A 19,673-nucleotide genomic window follows, 5' to 3' on the forward strand; every position below is an offset into this window, starting at 1 on the left:
ATGATTCAGCATCGAAAAGTTGGGTTGATAGGACTCATTTCTTCCCCGAGGCAAGGATCGTCGCTTCGGCTATGAGCGCATCCAGCACGCGTTCCAGCTTCTCCGTATGGTAGCCTTCCCCAGCGAGCTCAGCATCTGTCCGTTGAAAGAAGTGCTTCGCATAGCTCTCCTTGTATTCGAGCGCCCCGTGCCAAGCGTCGACATCCTTCTTGTAATTGCTCCACACGATCTGCGCCTGACCATATGACGGCAGTTCGAGATCGAGATAGCACTCGATCGCGGCAGCACGCCCGTTGATGTCGGCAGTCGATAAACCCTGCGGTCCATAAGCCGGAAAATCCCGGAACGCTTCGTGGTCGGGCAGCACCATCGCCCGCATATTGGAAGGCATGTCGAGGCCTTGCAGGCGACGGTACGCATCCTGCCCCTCCGCGTCGTTGTCCAGCAAGAACAGAATGCTGTTCTGCACATCTATTCTCACTAACCCTTCGGCGAATTTTACCAAGCTGCCGGTGCCCCAGAATGGATGATTCTCGTTCACGTCGATGAAACGGAAAAAGTCGGCGATATCTGGCCGGAGGACGTCGAGGGCGCGCTTAATGATACGGGCATCCGACGTCCCCTCGGTCGCGACGAGGATCGTACTGTAACGCCCTATACCCGGAACGAAGGACGACGCCTTCTCCCAGCCATTCTCGACCAACGGACCATACAGCCAGACGATCTCGGCGTCGGCGTTGGCGCCGTTATGCCCGAGCACCTGCATCATCGGATACGGATCCAGGATCATGACGGTCGAGGCAAAGAAACTCTTCTCCGACTGCCCTTCCTCACGCATCCACGGATAATAGTCGGGTTCGGTCGGTATGCGGCGTACCTCGTCAGCGTGTGCAGCGAAGCGGCCTGGAGGTGTCGTCTCCTCCCCCTCTAGGCCGGGCGGTATTCTGCGTGTGTCGAGGCTCGATAGCGGGTATCGTGAGCAAAAGGCGCAGAATTCCTCGAAGGACATAAACTCGGTTGGCAGGGAGACGGACGTGATATCGCGGGCGGTCTCGATAGCTTGCGACACGGCCGCTTCGTATCCGGCTCGAGCCGCCTCGATGTCGGCGCCGAGGAGATTCAACCGCGGAAGCGTCCGTCCGAGCGAGCGCACAAATGCCGCGTCAAATGGCTCTTCGTCATCGGCCTCGTCGGATGCGTAATCGACTTGGTCGCTCCGTCGGCGGGCTTGATCACCTTTCTGGAACAGGGTGCCAAAATCGATTCCCATGGAATTTTTCGACCAGCAAAGTTCGAGGCCATCGATCGTCAGGTCAATGATGGTGCCCATTGTGGTTTCTCCCCGTGATCGCGCGTTTGGACGACCAAGTTTTCAACTACGATAACGGCCTGTTAATGATCTGACGATCGCCATGATGCCTTGTCTGCAAACGGCCAATTGCGGTCGCTCTGCAAGCCCATCGGGCGACCCCTGGGTGTCGGGTTTTGGCAGAGAACCTGTCGCTAAACACCTTGCGTGGGAATGACCGAAAAGTACCACGAAGCGGCGTTCCGCTTCCGGCAGCACGCGACCAGACTCAGTCGCTCAGGTGCGCGCTATTGGTCGTCCGGTCTCGACAAAAGCTGCCACCGTCGGCAGCGCCCGATATCGATCATCTGGGTAGCTCTAGGGCGAACCTGCAAGCCTACATTTAGTCTTGAGTCTGAGCGCAACTATCGCGCCTAGCCGTCGCGCTTGAAGCGCGTCCTCGGCGTGATCGGAATGGAGCGCGGGCGGCCTCGGCCACGATACACCTCTGTTTCGAGCCAATCCTCTTCGTGGGAGAGCTCGGAAGCCTCTACTTCGCGCCACCAATGGCGACGGACGGCGTCCCATCTGTAACCCCGTGATTTCAATCCATCCTTGGCCTCGAAGGGCGCGCCGATGGCGTCGATACGATGGCTGTCGCGTTCGCACCGGTCCAGAAGGTGCGCAAGTACGGAGCGGCCATCTGGCGCCATGGTTCCAAGTAGCGTGATTAGCGCACTCGTGTCGTTTCCGGCGCGGTGGCCATCGAAGAACCATCCGCTCTGCAGCACGAGGTGGCCCAGTGCCCGACCGTCATAGCCGAGGTCGCGCCAATTCAGCTGAGATAGGCTGCATGCCCAAGGTAGGTCCGAGAGGCTCGGGAATCGCCGGTCTAGGAAAGGGCGATCGAACGCGGCGTTGTGGGCAATGACGATGTCAGAAGTGCCGACCATCTCGAGGATTGCCTCGTCGTCGAACCGCTGCCCGCACAGGTCGCGATCGACGAGTCCGGTCAGCTGTGAGATATCGGCGCTGAGAGGGCGTTGCGGGTCCTCCAACCACGACCTCGCGCGCTCGATCTCGACGATGCGCTTCCCGCCATCGAAGATCATGCGTTGGATAGCGATCTCGATGATCCGGTCGTTGGTCGGATCGAGACCCGTAGTTTCGGTGTCAACGACCGCCGCGATGCGCTCGCCGGCGACGGCGGCCCGCAGCTGCTCGACGCCGGCATTCGTATCAACTTCCCGCAGGACACGATAGCCAGGGATCGACGACAGCCTGAGTGCGAGATCCTCGCCGCTGAGCGCGTCGGAACCCGACGATCTGCCTCCCGCGCGGTCGGCCGGCGAACCCGCGAGGAGATGACTAATTTGGTCGAAGATGCCTGCCACGATTAGAGGTCCACGATGTGCTGATACAGCGGGGCGGCAAACTCGTAGCCCGGTGGAAGGCTCTTGAAGAGGTTGACCCCGTCGCTCTGCGGATAGTTGAGGTGCTGATGCTCATCGAGCTTCGAGACGGGCACCTCGATCACCTGCGCGGTGGCGAGGCCAGCACCCGAGTGCTGGTAAATCGTCCGCCGCTCAGGCAGCCGGTATGGCGAGACGGCGAGCGATCCGCCGTAGTGTCCGCAATTGCAAATGATCACGTTGCAGAAGGCCATCCTGGCGACGGCCTCCGCGACGTGACGGAAGGACGTGGCATCCTTATTGAGCGCGAGGATGAAGAGATGGTGGACCTTGCCACGATACATCGCGATCCGCTCGAGATCGAGGAAGTCGTAGCAGACCATCACGCCGAAGCTGCCAATATTTCCGCCATCGAGCAGCCAGACCGATGGGTCCTCCTTGAATGAACACGATATCGCCTGGAGCTTCTTCTTTTCCTCGGGTGCCGGATAGGTCTTCCCAATCCGGCGCGTCGTTGTCTTCGCTCCCATCTTCTTTCCGCGCCAAACGCGGGGAACGATGAGGAGCGCGTCGTTGTGGACTTGTCCTGCGGAGTTTCCATCCCGGTAGTCGAAGCCAGCGATCACCACAGATTCCATCTTCGTCGCCATGGTGCGCAGCTTTGCTTCGAAACCAGTAGGGACTGCCAGTTCGGGAAGTACGATGATGTGTGGAGGTGGTTCCTCCTGATGGAACGCCGCGAAGAAGGAGCGGATCTCGATGATCGCCCGCTCCTCCTCGCATGCGGTCATCTTCGTGTTCGTCACCCAGGCCGCGGCGGGATCGAGCGATGTCTGAATCAGCCCGATCTTCAACTTCTCCTCGAGGCTGGACACGTGTGGTGTAGTCATTGGAGATCCTCCGGATCGACCGCATCGCCCTCGCCCAACCGTCCGACGTGCTGCAGTCGGACAGGTATGAGCTGCCTGGGCTCGTATTCCAGGACGGTCATCTGGCTGCGGGTCAAGACCAACTGCGCCCTCTCAATCACATCGATCAGTTTGGGGAGGCTCTTGATCGGCCGGTCGAACTCCACGTCGTCGGCCGCGCCACCGAAGAGGTTCCCGAACAATGAGGGAAAGTCGAGTAGGAGGGCACTCTCCAGCGAGCGGGGAAGGAGGCATGCTTGAAGAATCTTGAGTGTGAACGACGAGATGGGCAGACGCTCGAGATCCCAGGCGACCAAGTCCACTAGGCCGCGCTCCTGTCCCCGGATGTTCCAAGCCGAAGGAAGGCTGAAGTCATGCCGCAGCGTTCCCCAGAGCAATTGGCCCACCGGTCGGAGCCGGCGTGCCCACTTGCGATCATTGTCGTCCAAGTTCTCACGGTATCTGTAATCCTCGAGCCCTTCCGGACGGAAGTGCACCGGCTTCGCTCGCGCCACCGACCGCCAGCCTTCCCAAGTAAGGCGCTCGTTCGTGAGGACGTCGGCCGGCGGGTCCTTCCAGAGCGGGTCGACGAAGACGTTCTCCGGGTGGATTAGGTCGAGGCCATCTATCTCTGGTCCGCCGAACTCGCAGAAAGCCGACAGTATCTGCCTTGCGATCTCCAGAGCGGTCCACTCCGATCGGCGCGGATCGTTCGGCCCTCGCTCCTTCGCAAAGACCGCCCAGTCCAGCAACGTCATCTCATTGTTCTCGGCGGCGAGGCTCGCCTTTACGGAGGCAACGACGGGATCCGATGGCGGGAGGCTGGAAAACTCCGTCGGGTTCGCGCGAGCGGCCTCGATCAGCCAGCCCGCATCGTCCGTGCGAAGCAGATCCGGAGAGCGGACAAGACGCGCCCACGCTTTGGCTGGCAGCCTTGCAGGGTATCGCCGCAGATTAAGCCAATCCTGTGGAATGTCCGGGTCGTGCGCGGCTTCGATTCTCGGCCAGTAGGACGGCGGAAGATCCCGATGCGCGCGCGTCGTTGACAGGAAAAGGTGATACCAGCTGCCGATCGGAACACGGGTGGCTGCGGCGAGTGCCTCGAACGTGTCACCGCCGATCGCCGCCATGACGCGCTGACGCATCTTCTCGGAGAGCTGAGGGGCGCCTTGCTCTACCTCTGCGGCGCCGAGGAGCAGAGCGGCGACATAGACCCGCCTAGCGTCATGCTGAAAGTGCTGGAGGGACGCCGTCTCTGCGGCCATGGGGACGAAGCGGTCCAAATCTGCGCCTAGCACGCTCTCCAAGAAGGAGATCGCAGCATTCCTCTCCCGGTGTAGCAGGTTAGGCCGGTTGGCGTCCGCGCAAGCGGTCAGGATGTGCTTGGAGAGTGCCTGGACGGCCGTCGCGCCGAGGTAGCAGCACAGGAGTCGAGTTTCCCCATCCCGGTTCTCGTCCATCCACCTCGTCAACTTGCCTAGGCCGTCGTGGCCTGTCGTGCGGCAGAAGTCTATGACGCGCAGGAACAGTCGCACCTTGTCCGGATGTGCTGCGAAGGCCTCGAAGAGGAGGCCGAAATGTCGATCCAGAAGATTGCGCCAACCCGTCCTTTCGAGATTGTCGAGTTCCGCGACGCGCTTCTCGAGCTCAGCGATCTCCACCTCGTTCGCTTCGTCGGCGGCTTGGCCGCGACGCCTGTTCTTTTCTCTCTTGTCGAGGTGGACCTGCATCGAGCGATGTGCGGCGAGAAGATCGTCGTTTGGGCGGAAAAGAGCCGGCGTAAGCAATGCGATCCGCGCGGCGGCGAATGCCATGCGGGTGTCGCCGCGGATCTCCTGCTCGGGTATGTTCGCAAGCAGCAGCCACTCTAGTTGCTCCAGTCGCTGACTGCGTCCGGCATCGGTCAGTAGGTCGAAATCGGTCGCGGCCAACATCGAAACTTGGGCGAGGGTGCGGGTCATGAGCTGCGTGGGCTTGCGCCCGTCGACCATCGACGCCTTCCTTGCGCGCCTCATCGCCTCTTCTGCATTTGGAGGCTTGTCGATCTCCTTTTCGTCCTCCAGCCTCTCTGGATGGAGGAGCCACTTGAGTTCGGGAGGCACGTATTTGTCGGGCTCGACGTTCACGCCGATCCCAGATGCTTCCAGCAATCCGGTGTAAGTTCGGATCCAGTCCAGAAGGGCATCGAAATCGTAAGCCAGGACCTCATGGTCGTCGACGAAGCGGAAGTGGGCAATTTCCCGGTTCTCGAGCAGCAGCCGGTCGGCTTCCAAGTCGATCGAGAGCATTGCCACGTTCGCAAGGAAGCCCCCTACGAAGAGGCCAGTCGGAATTCCGTCGAACTCTCCGGATGACACAAGAGGATTGATCGCTTCCCTCATGTCTTTCGAGACGCCTGAGGCATCCACTTCGAACACGAGCATCTGGCGGAGCAGTTCAGCCAGAACCGGTTCGCCGCCGATGCCGTCGACATGATCATGGAAACCCCGACGGATTGCTTCGACCCGCACGGAGGGATAGAACTTCATAAGGTCGAACGATCCGGCGAACATGGTGCCGCCGTCCGGAGCCTTTCTAACCCAGAACTGCGCATCAAGGTATCGCAAGCCGTCCGATTGGTCGAGGGCACGACGATCGCCTTCGTCGAGCAGCTCAGGGTCGAGCCGTTCGTTCACCATCCGCCGCACCGTAAGCGAGATGTGGCGTCGGTATAGTGGCCAGCTATGCTTGAAACGGCGATAGAGATGTCCGGCAGCATGCCTGTAAGGCCCGATGTTGAGACGCGATGGCTTTCCTGCTTCGCGTTCCTCATCATACCACGCGGCGCGATATAGCCGATTCCCGTAGCTCCAAGCGGGCATCTTTCGGTCCAACTCGGGTCCCAGGACCGTCGCGACCGCTGCCCAAGCGACTTGGTCGCGGACGGACACCTCGAAATACTGCCGCATCCTTGGCGCCCCCTGCTTGTCCGGGCTTTTCGGCTGCGGCACTAAGCGCAGGGGACGGTTGGACCAGCTGCCTTCGGCGAAGTCCGTGCGGATGGCGTCGAGTTCGGCCTCGAGATTTAGCTCGAAGGGCTGGATCATACAGGCTGTCAGCCGCCTGATATGCGCGGCGCACCTTGTGCCACGCCCAGAGCACAGTCTCTGGAAGCTGCAGCAACTCATGCCAAATCATGCGGCAATGCCTTTGATCCTTCGGAGATGGTCGTTTAGATCATTGGCTCCCAATGGCAGCCGCTTCGGTATCGCCGTTACCCCCATCCCCGCGAGCCGATCGACTAGGCGCCGGGCGAAGCGGGAGCCGGCGGTATCGCGGTCACCGAAGATTGCGACGTTGCGGCCGCGAAGCAAGTCGAGAGTCGTATCGTCGAGACGGGCATTGGCACCGACGAGGCCGATGGCGGGTATTCCGAGTTCGTGGGCTGAGATGACGTCGGTGACGCCCTCGCAAATGGAGATCGTGGCGGTGCTGTCAGACAGCGCGGACCGGTTAAACACGGGAGGCAGGAGGCTGTTCGGACAGAGCCAGCGCCACTGCGTGCCGCTGTCTGGGCGCCGTGCCTGAAGATACGCGATGTTGCCGTCTATAATGAAGGGGAACAGGAGGTAGCCGGCGGGAAAAACGAATCGGTTACCGAACTTGCCATCGCAGACGAGCCCGCAGCGCCGCAATCTTTCCAGGCCGAAGCGGGCTACCGCCGTCTTCATTGCTTCGCCGCGATCACCGATCTGGCCGACACGGAAATGCGCTATAGTCTCTGCACTAAAGCCGCGGCTGGCTAGGTAGTCGTAGCCGGACGAACTCAGCTTGGAAACGAGTAGCAGCCATTCGAAGGCTTCGTGGTCGGGCGCGGCGGCGTGTTCCGTCTTGGCGGGCACGATCGGGGGTTGCTTGGCGGCCGCCTCTCTATCGGCTGGCCTTTGCCTCATTTCCGGACGCACTGACGCGCCGCCGAGATGCCGACCAGTGAGCCATTCGCAAGCGTCGACGAAACTGATATCGCGCATCTTCATCACGAGATCGATCACGTCGCCGTTTTCGCCGCATGCATAGCAGGTGAAGCGGTTGGTCGCTGATCGAATAGAGAAGGAGGGATTGCGATCTTCGTGGCCGGGGATACGGCAACGTCCGGTGCCGCCTGCCGTCAGCCCGAATCCGAGGTCGATCGCGACCGCACGCATCGGGATTGCGCGGATGCTCGCAAGGTCGAACTTATTGCGGCCTGCACTGGCAATGCTTTTATAGTTCGTGAAACGCATCAGCTCTTCTACGTCTTGGCGACAGATTATTCCACGGCCGTTATCACTGGTCGATATATCTCGAGACTTCCAGCCTCTAATGTCAGGTTCTGCCGATACTCGTCGTTCGACGGGAATGCACCGAACGGCCGAAATGTCCCATTTCACGGCGATGAATGAAGGTCCGGAATCGGGCAGCCAATCTTGGCTCGGGAACGACCGGAATCAGGGCGGACGTTCCAGGCAGAGCAGAGGGCTTTTGGTAGATTCCCATGAAATCCGGTCACTCGATGCCCGCGGCATGAACGACTATCCCCGCCAATACCGCTATTCCTGCACCGACTTTGGGCTGCCGGGTTATCGAACTTGGGGGCTGCCACGGAGAGCACAACACCCCGGCTAGAGGCTTGACGACCAGGCAACTACGCTTGGGGTCCCCCCTTTATTGCCTGCCGAAGTGCTTGGCGCAATTGATCTGCGGAGTAGGGCTTTTGCGGCAAGCCCACGTCCGGCGCTCACTTCTGTGCAAGAACGTGGCTATGGGCATGGCTCCACCTTCGCACATATCCACCGCGCGCTGTGGATCGTAAAGTGCGCCGGGTACACGCCGACCGTAAATGCCTCATCGCCCAAAGCCGCCTGCGTATGAGTTGTCGGGGCAACCAACTGGTTAGTGAGACCGTTGCACAGCTTATCATGGATCTAGGCTAAAGAAAAATGTGGGTGCCCAGAGGGCAAGAAGCTTTTACTTCGGTCGAAGCCGATTACGACCAAGTTCGGCATCATCTTGCGAGTGTCGCAGGCGGCGATGGGAGGGCTTTGAGGAAGGTCATGCGCTCAATTCGAGCAGGGTCTGCGCCATGGGCAGAACAGCAGGGCAGGAAAACCTACGGATGCGCATGAACGAGATGGACGATCCGGAATCACGGCGGCTTTCCGCATTGGTTCGGTATGAAATATTGGATACACCTCGCGAGGTCGCTTTTGATGAACTGGCGGCGCTCGCGGCGAAGCTTTGCGATACGCCCATTGCGGTCGTGAACCTCATCGGCGACCGGCGCCAGTTCTTCAAGGCAGAGGTCGGCCTCGGTGTACGGGAGACCCCTTTCGAAAGTTCATTCTGTGCCAAGGCAATTCTCGAACAGGACTTCCTGCTAGTTCCGGACGCGACTCAGGACCGCCGTTTCGATTGCAATCCGCTGGTGGTCGGCGAACCCCATCTGCGCTTTTACGCCGGTGCCCTTCTCAAGACGGACGATGGCCTTCCTATCGGCACGTTGTGCGTGTTGGACTATGAACCAAGGCAATTGACCGAATTGCAGCAGGAGGCACTGCGCGTGCTTTCCCGACAGGTCATGATGCAGCTAGAGCTTCGTCGCGCATTGCAGGAGAGGACACGGCAACTCGAGGTAGCGGAGGCTCGCGAACAAAGCCTTCGCTTTGCCCGCGCCGAACTGAGCGATAGCGAGGCTCGGTTCCGCAACATGGCTGATAACACCCCGGTGATGATGTGGGTGACTGACCCGCAAGGTTACTGCACCTATCTGAACCGAAGCTGGTATGAATTCACTGGTCAGGCCAAAGACGAAGCGCTTGGCTATGGCTGGCTCAATGCGACACATCCCGAAGACAAGCCAACAGCAGAACAGGCTTTTCTTGAAGCTAATGGCGCCCAACGGCCGTTCAAAGCGGAGTACAGGCTGCGGCGTGCCGACGGCTCCTATCGGTGGGCGATAGATGCGGCAAGTCCCAGGTTTGGTCCCGCGGGTGAGTACCTCGGCTATGTCGGTTCCGTAGTCGATATCGATGAGCGGCGAGAAGCCGAGGACGCGCTGCGGCGGGCTAACACGCTCCTCGAAGCGGTGATGGAAGCAGTTCCTGGCGTGGTCTACGCCAAGGATCACAAAGGACGGATAATCGCGGCCAACCGCGGCACCACAGAGCTGGTAGGCAAGCCGCTTGAAGAGCTTATCGGCCGCACTGACAAGGAATTCCTGGACGACCCGATGCAAGCGGAAAAGGTTATGGCCAACGACGCCCGTGTTATGGCTCAAGTTCGAGCAGAGGCACTAGAGGAAGAAGTCAGCTTCCCGGATGCGGTCGCATGGGTCAGCGAGGTTGATCCCGACCTCCAGACTGCCGCTGAGGCGGCGAAGCGCTGTTTCGGCGAACCTGGCCCATAGAGGCTCATGTTTTTCAGCTGCTCATTCAGCGAAACTTCGGCGAGGCGGCGAAGGGCTCTCTGACATACCTGCCCTAACGTTGGCTCGGAAAAGGCTCAAAGGCTTGCCTCCAGCGGACGCATGATCAAGCCGATCGGGGTGCACGGCGGATTATGTCCACAGTGTATTGTGTGAATGACCGGTGACTTTTGATCGTCAGGATCCGTCTTCACCCACTTGCCCTCGCTGCGCCGGTGAACTCGATAACAAACCACTTTTAGGCGCTTCGAATGGCTTTTGACACTGTTGACAGTACACAATTGCGGCCCTATCGGCTGCGAATAATTCGCAATATCGCATCTGGCGCAGTGCTCGGGGATTCGTACGTTATGGTTAATTCGGGGGCCTCGGGCCGCATTCGGCGCGGACTTTCTTTGTTTGTGGCAACGTCCCTTTTGATCGGAGGAAGCGCGGCCGCGTATGCAGAAGCAGCGTCCGGTCCCAAGAACGACAGTGAAACGGATGAGCCGGGAAGCACCGACATTATCGTCACTGGTTCCTACACGACCAATGAAGAGCTCTCATCTGCAACAGGTCTTGGGCTTACCATCCAGGAGACGCCGCAGTCGGTGACCGTCATGACCGCGCAGCGTCTTGAGGACCAGGGGATCCGAACGCTGAGCGAAGTGATCAACAATGCCGCAGGTGTTTCATCCAAGGCGTTTGATAGCACTCGCAACGGCTTCTCGGCGCGTGGCTTTGCCATCGACAACTATCAGATCGATGGCGTTCCCCTCCAATGGGACGCGGGCTACAGCGCCGGAGAATCCGAGATCGACGTTGCCTTGTACGAGCGTGTCGAGATCGTGCGCGGGGCAACGGGGCTGCTTTCGGGTGCGGGCAACCCGTCCGCTTCTATCAATCTGGTGCGCAAGCACGCCGACAGTCAAGAATTTACGGCAACGGTTACGGCGGCGGCCAGCCGTTGGAACAACTATTTCGGCATGGTGGACGTTACCGGCCCCGTGACCGGCGACGGCAATGTCCGGGTACGCGGCGTTGCCAAATACGAGGAAAGCGATTCCTTCATTGACCTCGTCCACAATAAGAAGCTGGTCCTCTACGGCGTTCTCGATGCAGACCTGACGCCCGGTACCAAGCTGAGCATCGGCGCCAGCTATCAGGACAATTCGCCGCGCGGAACGCTCTGGGGCGGATTGCCGGTGTGGAACAGCGATGGCACCCGCACTGACTGGTCCCGGTCCAAGACAATCGGCGCAGACTGGACGAGTTGGTCGTCGACCAACCAGACCTACTTCGCCAATCTGACGCAGTCGCTCGGTAGCGACTGGGCCCTCAAGGTCTATGGCAGTTATTCGCGCAACCAGAGCGACATGCAGCTGCTGTATCTCTATGGGCAGGTCGATAAGGCCACAGGGCTTGGCATGAATCCGTCGCCGGCCAACTACAAGGGTGACCTTAAGCAGATCGACGTGGGCGCGCGCCTCACCGGCAAATACAAGCTCTTCGGCCGCGAGCACGAACTGATCCTCGGTACGAGCTTCGCACGCCAAACGCTGGATTTCTATGGGTTCGCGCCGGATTATGAAAATCTCGATCCGATCGGAAACTTCTACGAGTGGGATGGCTCCTATGCAGAGCCCGCCTGGGGAACGGCGTCGCATGACGTCGACTGGCGGACAAAGCAGTGGGGCTACTTCGGCGCCACCCGCCTTTCCGTCAGCGACCAGTTCAAGGTGATCCTGGGCGGAAGATTGAGCTCGTGGGAGCGCACGGGTGTGTCTTACGGCACGAACGCAGACTTTGGTGACCGCAATCGGTTCCTGCCTTACGCCGGCGTGCTCTACGATGTCGTACCAGGCCAGACGGTCTACGCCAGTTATTCGAAGATATTCCAGCCTCAGAGCAGCCAGGATCGCAACGGTGGATTTTTAGCCCCGGTTTATGGGGTAAACTATGAAGCGGGCCTCAAGAGCAGCTTCTTCGGCGGCGCGCTCAACACCGCGCTGTCGGTCTTCCGTATCGAGCAGGACAACTTGGCCCAGGTCGACACCGGCTACCTTGTCCCTGGCACTATCAATCAGGCATACTACGCTGCCAACGGCGCACGAAGCACTGGTTTCGAGATTGAAGCCAACGGGGAAATCTTGCCGGGTTGGGCGTTGAGCGGCAACTACACTCAGTTCAAGGCGAAGGATGCAGACGGTCAGCGCATCAACACGCTTTTTGCGCAAAAGCTGCTGCGGGTGTTCTCGACCTACCGTTTCGACGGAGCGCTCGACGGGCTCGCCGCTGGCGGCGGTGTCAATTGGGAAGGACTTAGCTACACCGATACGATGAACCCGGTGACTGGCGCTGCCGAACGCCTCAAGGTGAAGCCCTATGCACTCGTCAATCTGATGACACGTTATCAGATGGCGAATGGACTTTCTCTTCAGGTCAACGTCGAAAACCTTTTCGACAAGAAATACTACTCGCAGATCGGCTTTTACAACCAACTGGCATTTGGCGAGCCGCGTAATGTAACTTTCACCCTAAGATACCATTACTGATCACAATCGCTATGCTCGATGGGCCGCGATACGATCCATCGAGCACATAAATTGGTCGGAACGGATATCATATCTGGATTGGGTTCGGGCGGTCTACGGTATCCATTTTCGAAAAATTGATCGTCAACAGCGGATGCCGCGGGGTAGGCGTAACAGCTTTCCAAACATTGTATTTACTTCCTGCGACATTTCAAATTCGGTTCTTTGCTACCTGAACAACTGACTGCTTTCAGGCAGCCAACTGTACCTTGGGAGCGTCCACAATCAGGGCGGAAATTCGTGCGAGGGCAGGGCGGTAGTGGCAGGTCGCGACCAACTCAAGCCGTTCCGGCAAGGCCCAGGAAGGTCGGCTCGTGCCGCAACCGGTCATTGGTGGGGCGAACGGCGGTCGAGCAGGTATCGCCCCAAGCGGTCATTTGCGTAGGCGCATAATCTCGCCATCAATAAGTCGCGATTAGTTCGCCGGCGACATCCACGAACGGCTCTGCCTGCTGTCCCGACAGGCTACGAGCGAAATGGCGAGCGGCGACAATCGCCTGCTCGCGGAGAGGCTCGTGACGCGCGAGCCGAAGAAGGTCGCGCGCCAAAAATTGCAGGCGTTCAGGAATGTCGGCGATCAATGTCGCGCGCCAAATCGCGATCTCGAACAGCACCATGGCTTCGTCATCGCCCGCACGCGGGCCAAGGGCAGACGCGGCTGCATCAATCCTGTCACCCTGATCGACCCAGCCATTGACTGCGGCGAGCGCGGCAAAGGTGAGGAGGTGAAAGCGCGCGCTTTCCAGTTCTTCGCCCGGAATAGATAGATCCCAGTCCTTGGCACGCTCATGCGCAATGTCAGCCAAATTCTTTGGCAAGGGCGTATCGGCGCTGGCCTGACGCAGCAGATGCCAGCCGGCGAGAGCCTCACGGCTTGCGGGCTCGGCAGCAAGCAACGCTGTTAGAAAACTCTCGACCTTGTCCCGGAATGTTACGCCGGCATTGGGATAGACTGCATCGAACACGCCCCCGAGCGCAGCGTGAAGCCGACTGGCCATCGCGTTATCCGGCGATAATGACCCGCGGATGATGTCCATTCGCGGACGCTCACCGTCGTCGTTGGTTTCGACCACCAGTTGGCGAAGCTTGGCCTCCGCCCATTGCTGATGCGAAGCGTGTTTCTGAAACTGGATCAACGCGGGTGCTGCAATATGCGCCCGCAAGCGATCGACCGTCATCTGCTTGGGATTGGCGGTATCGTGGCTGAACAGGTCTAGTTGCTCGACCAAGATACGCGGTGAGATAAGCCGATTGCTCGCGATCATATCGAGAATCTTATCGATGATCACATGGCCTGAGACGAGGATCTCGGACAGCGCACTGGCGTGTGACCAACAGGCGGCGAGCTGCTGTCGCGCGGTCAGCGTGGCCCAGTCCGGGTCGGCATAGGCTTCGATAGCTGTGAACCGCGCTAAGGCAATGTAAAGGTCCCATAGGGGAGTGGCCTCGTCAGAAAGCGCGCGGTCGATCCAGCCGCGCACTCTGGCCGATATTAAGTCGCTCATGTCACAGGCAGCCAGCGCATCGGCAAGAAAAAGCTGGGTCCAGGGAGGTGAAGTTTCACCTTCGACCTCATCGAGGAAGCGGGCGATGCCGGGCTGGTCGAGCGACGCGAGGGCAGTAGCGATCGATGTTGGTGGGGTAATGGGGAGGCCGCCGAGCCTGCGCACAGCCACAACCAGTCCGCGCTCGTCGATGAGCGTCTGCGCTGCCCGCTCAAAATCGTGGTCCAAGCGAAGGTGACGGGTGAGCTTGCCGATCGCATCGGGTTCAAGATCGGCCAACGCAAAGGCACGCTTCTCGCGAACACCTGTGTCAAGATCGGCGTACCATTGCTGCATCGCCTCATGCGATTTTGCGAGGCTCGCCCGCACGCGCATGTAGGTCGGGTTCGTCGAGCCAAGCGACGCATTGAACGCGCCCAAGTCCTTGTCCGACATGTCCATGACGCCGGCCCGCTCTTGAAGCGCTTCCTTTCGAACAGTGGAGTCATCGCTGGCGACGCGACGCGGCCAAGCGTCGAGACGCATCTTTCTCCGACCGACCGTCAGCTTCAGATGGGGATCGCCGTCGCTCTCGATCCACGCTAAAGTCGCCGCTTCGCCGCGCATCGTCTTCAGTTTCTTGACATGACCGACAGCGGCATTGACGACGGCGTCCCAGAATTCCAGTTCATCGAAGTCAAGACCGTCGATCGTGATCTGCCCGTGATCGGGAAGATTGAATGCTTCGCGCATACCTGGGCGCTGAAGCAGTGGCACACGAAGTGGCAGCGGCATGGCATTTAGCACCCGTCCTGACAGGGCAAGCCACAGGCGATCTTCCATCAGTCCGTCGTCGGTCCGCGTGAGATGGCTTTCGATCATCTCTTCAAGGCCGTCGCGAATTTCAGGGCGAACGCGCAGCGCATTCGCAAGCACGTGCCGCCAGAACCAGTCGAAATAGGCGCGCTGACGCTCGTTAGACCTCTTGCTTGAAAATATCTGGATGGCGACGAGCGCCAGCCCGCCCAGATGGATGCCGAGTAGGCTGTCCGATCTAGGATCCCCGGCCGCCAGAACTTGGAGGGGAAAGAGGCTCATTTCTAGCGTATCGACGATCCAGGCCGAAGCGACTTCGGCATCATCAACGGTCCAGCTGTCATCGTTCCAGATGGCTGCGAGGGCTTGGCTTATAGCATGTCCGGAATCGAGCAAGAACGGAACTTCGCCTTTGTTACCTTGTTCGACTGCGGTCGGCTCGGGCCATTGCAGGCGCCGGCGATGGATAAGGGCATCGCCGATGTACCGGCGAATGATGGCTAGGTCGTCGGTCTCTCGAAGCTCGCCATTTCGCACCGCAGGTCGCATGAAGCGGGCGATCTCATCGCCCCGCAGCGGCATGAAGAGCCAGCGCGCGGCGCGCAGGCGCTGGCGAAAACCGTCACGCTGACGCTCTGTCAGCCGCCCATATCGAAAAAGTGCGTCGAGAAGTTCTACGGTCGTCGCGGTCCGGAAATCCCTATTGCTGATCGATGAGGTATAGCGGTCGTCGACCCATGCGATCCCTCCGTCCGTCGCCAGCGACTGGAGGAGTTGCATGAAGCTCCGGCCCGTATGCTCTGGCTGCTGAACATCGCTGACCGGAACGCTCTTGTAGGTGCCGTCCTCAAGGCCAACGCGGATCTTGCAGATAATGGCCGAGAGACTTTCCACGGTCGCCATGCGCCGATCGGCGTCAGCGATCGTTGCGCGCATATCAGCGATATCGTCCGCCTGGATGCCGACCTGAAACTGCGCGCACAAGGCGCCGAGGAGATTGGCTTCTTCCAATGTTACCGCGATGCCGTGGTCAAGCGTGACGACCGCGCCATTCGGAGGGGTTGCACCAACGGCAGCAGCGTCGAGGGTCGTTCCCAACGCATCGCGCGCTTTCGTCTCGATCCGCTTTCCGAGCGGCTTCGTTATGACGTCGAACAGGCGATGGAAGGACAAGGTGGAATTTGGCTGTCCGCCATCGCCTTCCCAAAGCACGTGAAAGGTGTCGATCGCGGATAGCTGCACCTGATCGTGAAGCCCGCCATCACCGAGGCGCGCCAGAACTGCGCGCATTGCGTCGATGCGTTCAGGCTGGGTCACCTCGCTGTCCGATCGTAGCGCCAGCAAGCCAGGAACGGCTTCGGGCGCGATCCAAAGCGGCGCGAAGGCGCGCTCGGCGAGTTCCAAAATCCCGAGCCCGTGCGCTGTCAGTAGAGCCGTGATATCCACCAGAAGCCGGACATCCTTGCGTTCATCCGGCCATGGGTCTTCCTCCAAACGCCGACCGTAGCGAGTCGAGAGAATCGAACGGCGTTCCGTGGGTTCGGGGGCCTTCAGGAGTGGGCCAAGATAGGTAGAGGCCAGCGCTTCTTGTCGGAATCTTGCCAAAACATAGACCGGCGCGTGCCCGTTGGCATAAAGCTCGAAGGTGCGCTCGACCTGCTCGCGGCGCTCCTGCATCATCCTTACGATGTCGTCGATCGAGATGAGCGTGACGCCGCCGCGCCCTTGCTCGCCCAATTGTTGGAGTCGGCCCGTGAGCACACGCTGTTCGGCCGCCATTTTGAGTTTAAGCGCCAGATCGAAGGCCGCTGTCACATATTCGTCGGGGGCATCGGCAGAAATTTGCCGGGTGATGCGCATCGCCGCGTCGGGATGAGACTGCAGGATCGCTCGCGCCAAGGCGATATGCCCTGGTGATGGCTTCGTCAGGGCTTCGGCATGTTGTTCGTACAGCGCCAGAGCTTCCGGCGCCGCCCCAATCGCAAGTTGGAGCTGAATCGAGCGCCACAGATCGTCGGGCCGCTTCGTTGAGTGGGCGATCAACAAGCTGACATCGCGTGCGCCGACCAACTCACCTGCGGCCACGAGACTGTTTGCGCGCAGTCTCTCGAGTTCAACGGGGAGCGTTCCGCCCGGGAAGGCGTCCAGATGCTTAAGCGTTGATAACACCTGCGAAGGCTGCCCATTTCGATAATAGGCATGCGCGGCCGCCGCCAGAGCCTCGGCGGTGCAGATCTGTTCGGTGAGATAAGGCGCCGCTTTCACCGCGCTTTTATGCCAGCCAGCTTCGATCAGCATTTGTGTGGCAGCCAAGATGACGCGTGGATCGCCGCCGCCGGCAAGCTGCTCTTCCAGGACCGCGGCGATAGCGACGCGACGCGGCTTTTTCCGGCGGGTGTCCATTGCGCGGCGAAGTCGGAGCCAGGGATGCGCGTCGAGCGCGCTCTCGCCTAGTGGGCGATGTGTCTCCATGTCGATAACGGCGAGCCAATAATCCCGCACCTCCGCATGGCCAGCGGTTGCTAGTGTGTCTGAACGCGTCTGAAGGATCTGACGCGCGTGCGAGAAGTCGCGATCCGCGTTTGCGAGCGCCACTCGGATAAACAGCGTCTCGAAATCATCGGGATCCGAGGCAAGCGTTGCATCACATTGCGCGATGGCGGCTTTTCTGTCGAGCGGGAGCGCGCGGGACAATGCCCACGCAATGAGCGGTGTGGGTAGGGCTCCATCGGCTTGCAACTGGGCGAGCCGCTGCGTCGTGTCTGCGTGACGCCAGGGCATGCAGGCCAGGACACCGAAATGCCACATGACCATAGAACGGTGCGCGGCCAAAACAGGATCGGCGATCAACGCACTGAGAAGAGATTCCGCCCTTTCCAAGTCCTTCCGGGCCGCATCCGACAGTCGGACCAAAGGCTGGTCGATCGGCGGTGGCCATTCACCCACCGCGATCTCAACGGATGGCGCTAGGGCGCGGTGAAAATAGCAGATGGCGAGCGCCTGCTGACAAGCACGCGTCTCGGGTTCGCGGGCAAGAGCTTGCTCTGCCAAGGCGACGGCCGCTTCGCGATCGTTCGCGGCCAGCTTTGCCAATGCCGCGAGCCGAAGGGTCTCGGCCCGAGCGTCATTCCCGTCGATGTAGGCTGCTAATTCATCGTAAGCTGTGTGCGGTTGACGCTGACGAAGCAGCGCCACCGCCCGCACTTCTGCCAACTCTGCCATATCCTCGGCCGAAACGCCGTCCAGCAGGGGCTGTGGGCCAAGTTCTTCAAGCGTTAAAATTGCTCGCAGCCTGATCGACTCTCCTTCGAGCGCGTCGGCTTGATCGAGCAGCTGTCGTACTCGGGTGAAGTTTTCCGAGGGGATGAGCAGGCCAGCCAAAAGCCGCAGCTTCTGGGCTTTGACGCTCGCACTCAGGGCGTCGGCGGCTTCAGAGCGCAGCGCACTTTCAAGTTCCGCGATAACACGAGGCGTTTCTCCCCGCCTTGCACGACGTTTGAGCTCCGCGATCTCACCGGTCTCAGCCTGATTGAGCCGGGTCACATAATGTTGGAGGCTGACTGCGCTCAAGTCCCAGCCGCGCTCGAGAGCCTGCTGCAAGCCGGTTAGTGGCCCTGTGGGCTTGCCGAATATTCGCTCATACCAGTCTTGGCCAAGATAGGTTCGAACTGCGACATTCGCACCGGGCAGCCGATCATAGATTTCGGACGAATCCCACACCGAAAATTGGATGCCAAGGGCTGCAAACTTCTGAGTTTGGGCGATGATCTCGTCAGTCGCCTGACGGCTCTTGATTGCGCAGCCAACGAATAGGATGAAGTGACGAACGTCCTTTTCCCGCCAGTGATCGTCCCAATGTTCGATGAACTTGTCAGCGGCTGCACGGATGTCACTTTGCCCGAACCGCCGTTCGGCTTTGGATTGACCCACTTCGAGATAAGGCACCGGGTCGTGTCGATGAAATGCTATATGATCAGCACCAAACTGCTCTTGTCCATCGGGACCGTAGAGGTTCGTGCTGAGGATGTCATGCTCGGCGCCATGCAGTGCGCGCGCAAATTGCTCGAACCTCCGTGAGCCGAGCTCCCAAAACGCATGTTCATCTTGCGGATTTTGCGAGAGCTTGGGATAACTTGGTTGCGGAGCGACCGAAGACTTTTTCATCGCCGTAGACAATATCTGGCCGCAATTAAAAGCGCCAGCGTTGAGCGCAAAGAACTACCAGTTTTGGCACAACCGGACGTTCTGGCGGGTGGCGGCCAACGGTAGCTTTGTCCCACGACGCGGCGTTCCGCTTCCGGCAGCACGCGACCAGAGTCGGTCGTCCCCGTGGGGTTCCAAGAGGGGCAGCTTACGCCGACACCGGTCATTCCGAGGTCATTGATCGCTTTGGTGGAGGTCGCCGACATAGCCGTCATTCCGTGCTTCGGATTAGCTCGTCTCAAGCGGCTCTACATTCAGGGATTTGAAAGCGACAGAGAAGTCGACGCAAGCTCCCGATCGGCTTGTAGTAAAGTGAGCTTCAATGCGCCTGCGCTGCCTCTCATTCCGCGCAAGCACTCTGCCTTAACGAAGGCAAAACAAACTCGATCTGGCTTTGCGTGAAACTCGCTGCTGGCTAGCGTTTGGATGAGGGTTGTAAAGAAAGGTCGACTTTGAGATTCGAGGTTTACATCTTGATTTTATTGCCTGAGATAGCCAAATCAAAACCTTGATCAAGATATATTCGCCGATCAGCGGGTCGCTCTTC

8 protein-coding genes are annotated in these 19,673 nt (G+C 59.7%); 2 read left to right on the forward strand and 6 right to left on the reverse strand.

What is annotated here, in order from left to right; all coding sequences use genetic code 11:
- Positions 1–34 precede the first annotated feature (34 nt).
- The 5 genes from ASE85_RS09100 to ASE85_RS09120 form a co-directional block, all read right to left on the reverse strand.
- Positions 35–1,330 carry a HEPN/Toprim-associated domain-containing protein gene (locus ASE85_RS09100; RefSeq protein ID WP_056686940.1) on the reverse strand — a complete coding sequence of 432 codons (1,296 nt, stop codon included), beginning with the start codon at positions 1,328–1,330 and terminating at the stop codon, positions 35–37.
- Between the two features lie 392 nt (positions 1,331–1,722).
- Positions 1,723–2,682, reverse strand: a complete 960-nt coding sequence (locus tag ASE85_RS09105; RefSeq protein ID WP_235523449.1) for a 3'-5' exonuclease — start codon at positions 2,680–2,682, stop codon at positions 1,723–1,725.
- A 2-nt stretch (positions 2,683–2,684) separates the two neighbouring features.
- Positions 2,685–3,554 carry a hypothetical protein gene (locus ASE85_RS09110; RefSeq protein ID WP_162237439.1) on the reverse strand — a complete coding sequence of 290 codons (870 nt, stop codon included), beginning with the start codon at positions 3,552–3,554 and terminating at the stop codon, positions 2,685–2,687.
- Between the two features lie 32 nt (positions 3,555–3,586).
- A complete protein-coding gene (locus ASE85_RS09115; RefSeq protein ID WP_056686947.1) occupies positions 3,587–6,694 on the reverse strand; it encodes an RNA-directed DNA polymerase in 3,108 nt (1,035 codons plus the stop codon).
- Positions 6,695–6,781: 87 nt separating this feature from the next.
- On the reverse strand, positions 6,782–7,870 hold the full coding sequence (locus tag ASE85_RS09120; RefSeq protein ID WP_056686951.1) for a CHC2 zinc finger domain-containing protein: 1,089 nt from the start codon (positions 7,868–7,870) through the stop codon (positions 6,782–6,784).
- A gap of 878 nt (positions 7,871–8,748) precedes the next feature.
- On the opposite strand from ASE85_RS09120, the gene ASE85_RS09125 reads away from it, so the two are divergent.
- Complete coding sequence (locus tag ASE85_RS09125; RefSeq protein WP_156358269.1) at positions 8,749–10,032, forward strand: PAS domain S-box protein; 1,284 nt, start codon at positions 8,749–8,751, stop codon at positions 10,030–10,032.
- A gap of 269 nt (positions 10,033–10,301) precedes the next feature.
- Positions 10,302–12,584 (forward strand): TonB-dependent siderophore receptor, encoded by a 2,283-nt coding sequence (locus tag ASE85_RS09130; protein WP_235523451.1) that lies wholly within the window; start codon positions 10,302–10,304, stop codon positions 12,582–12,584.
- A gap of 440 nt (positions 12,585–13,024) precedes the next feature.
- Here the strand turns inward: ASE85_RS09130 and ASE85_RS09135 are convergent, their stop codons facing one another.
- A complete protein-coding gene (locus tag ASE85_RS09135) occupies positions 13,025–19,087 on the reverse strand; it encodes an HTH domain-containing protein (protein ID WP_156358270.1) in 6,063 nt (2,020 codons plus the stop codon).
- Positions 19,088–19,673 lie beyond the last annotated feature (586 nt).

The organism is Sphingobium sp. Leaf26, from assembly GCF_001421665.1.
Taxonomy (GTDB): Bacteria; Pseudomonadota; Alphaproteobacteria; order Sphingomonadales; family Sphingomonadaceae; genus Sphingobium.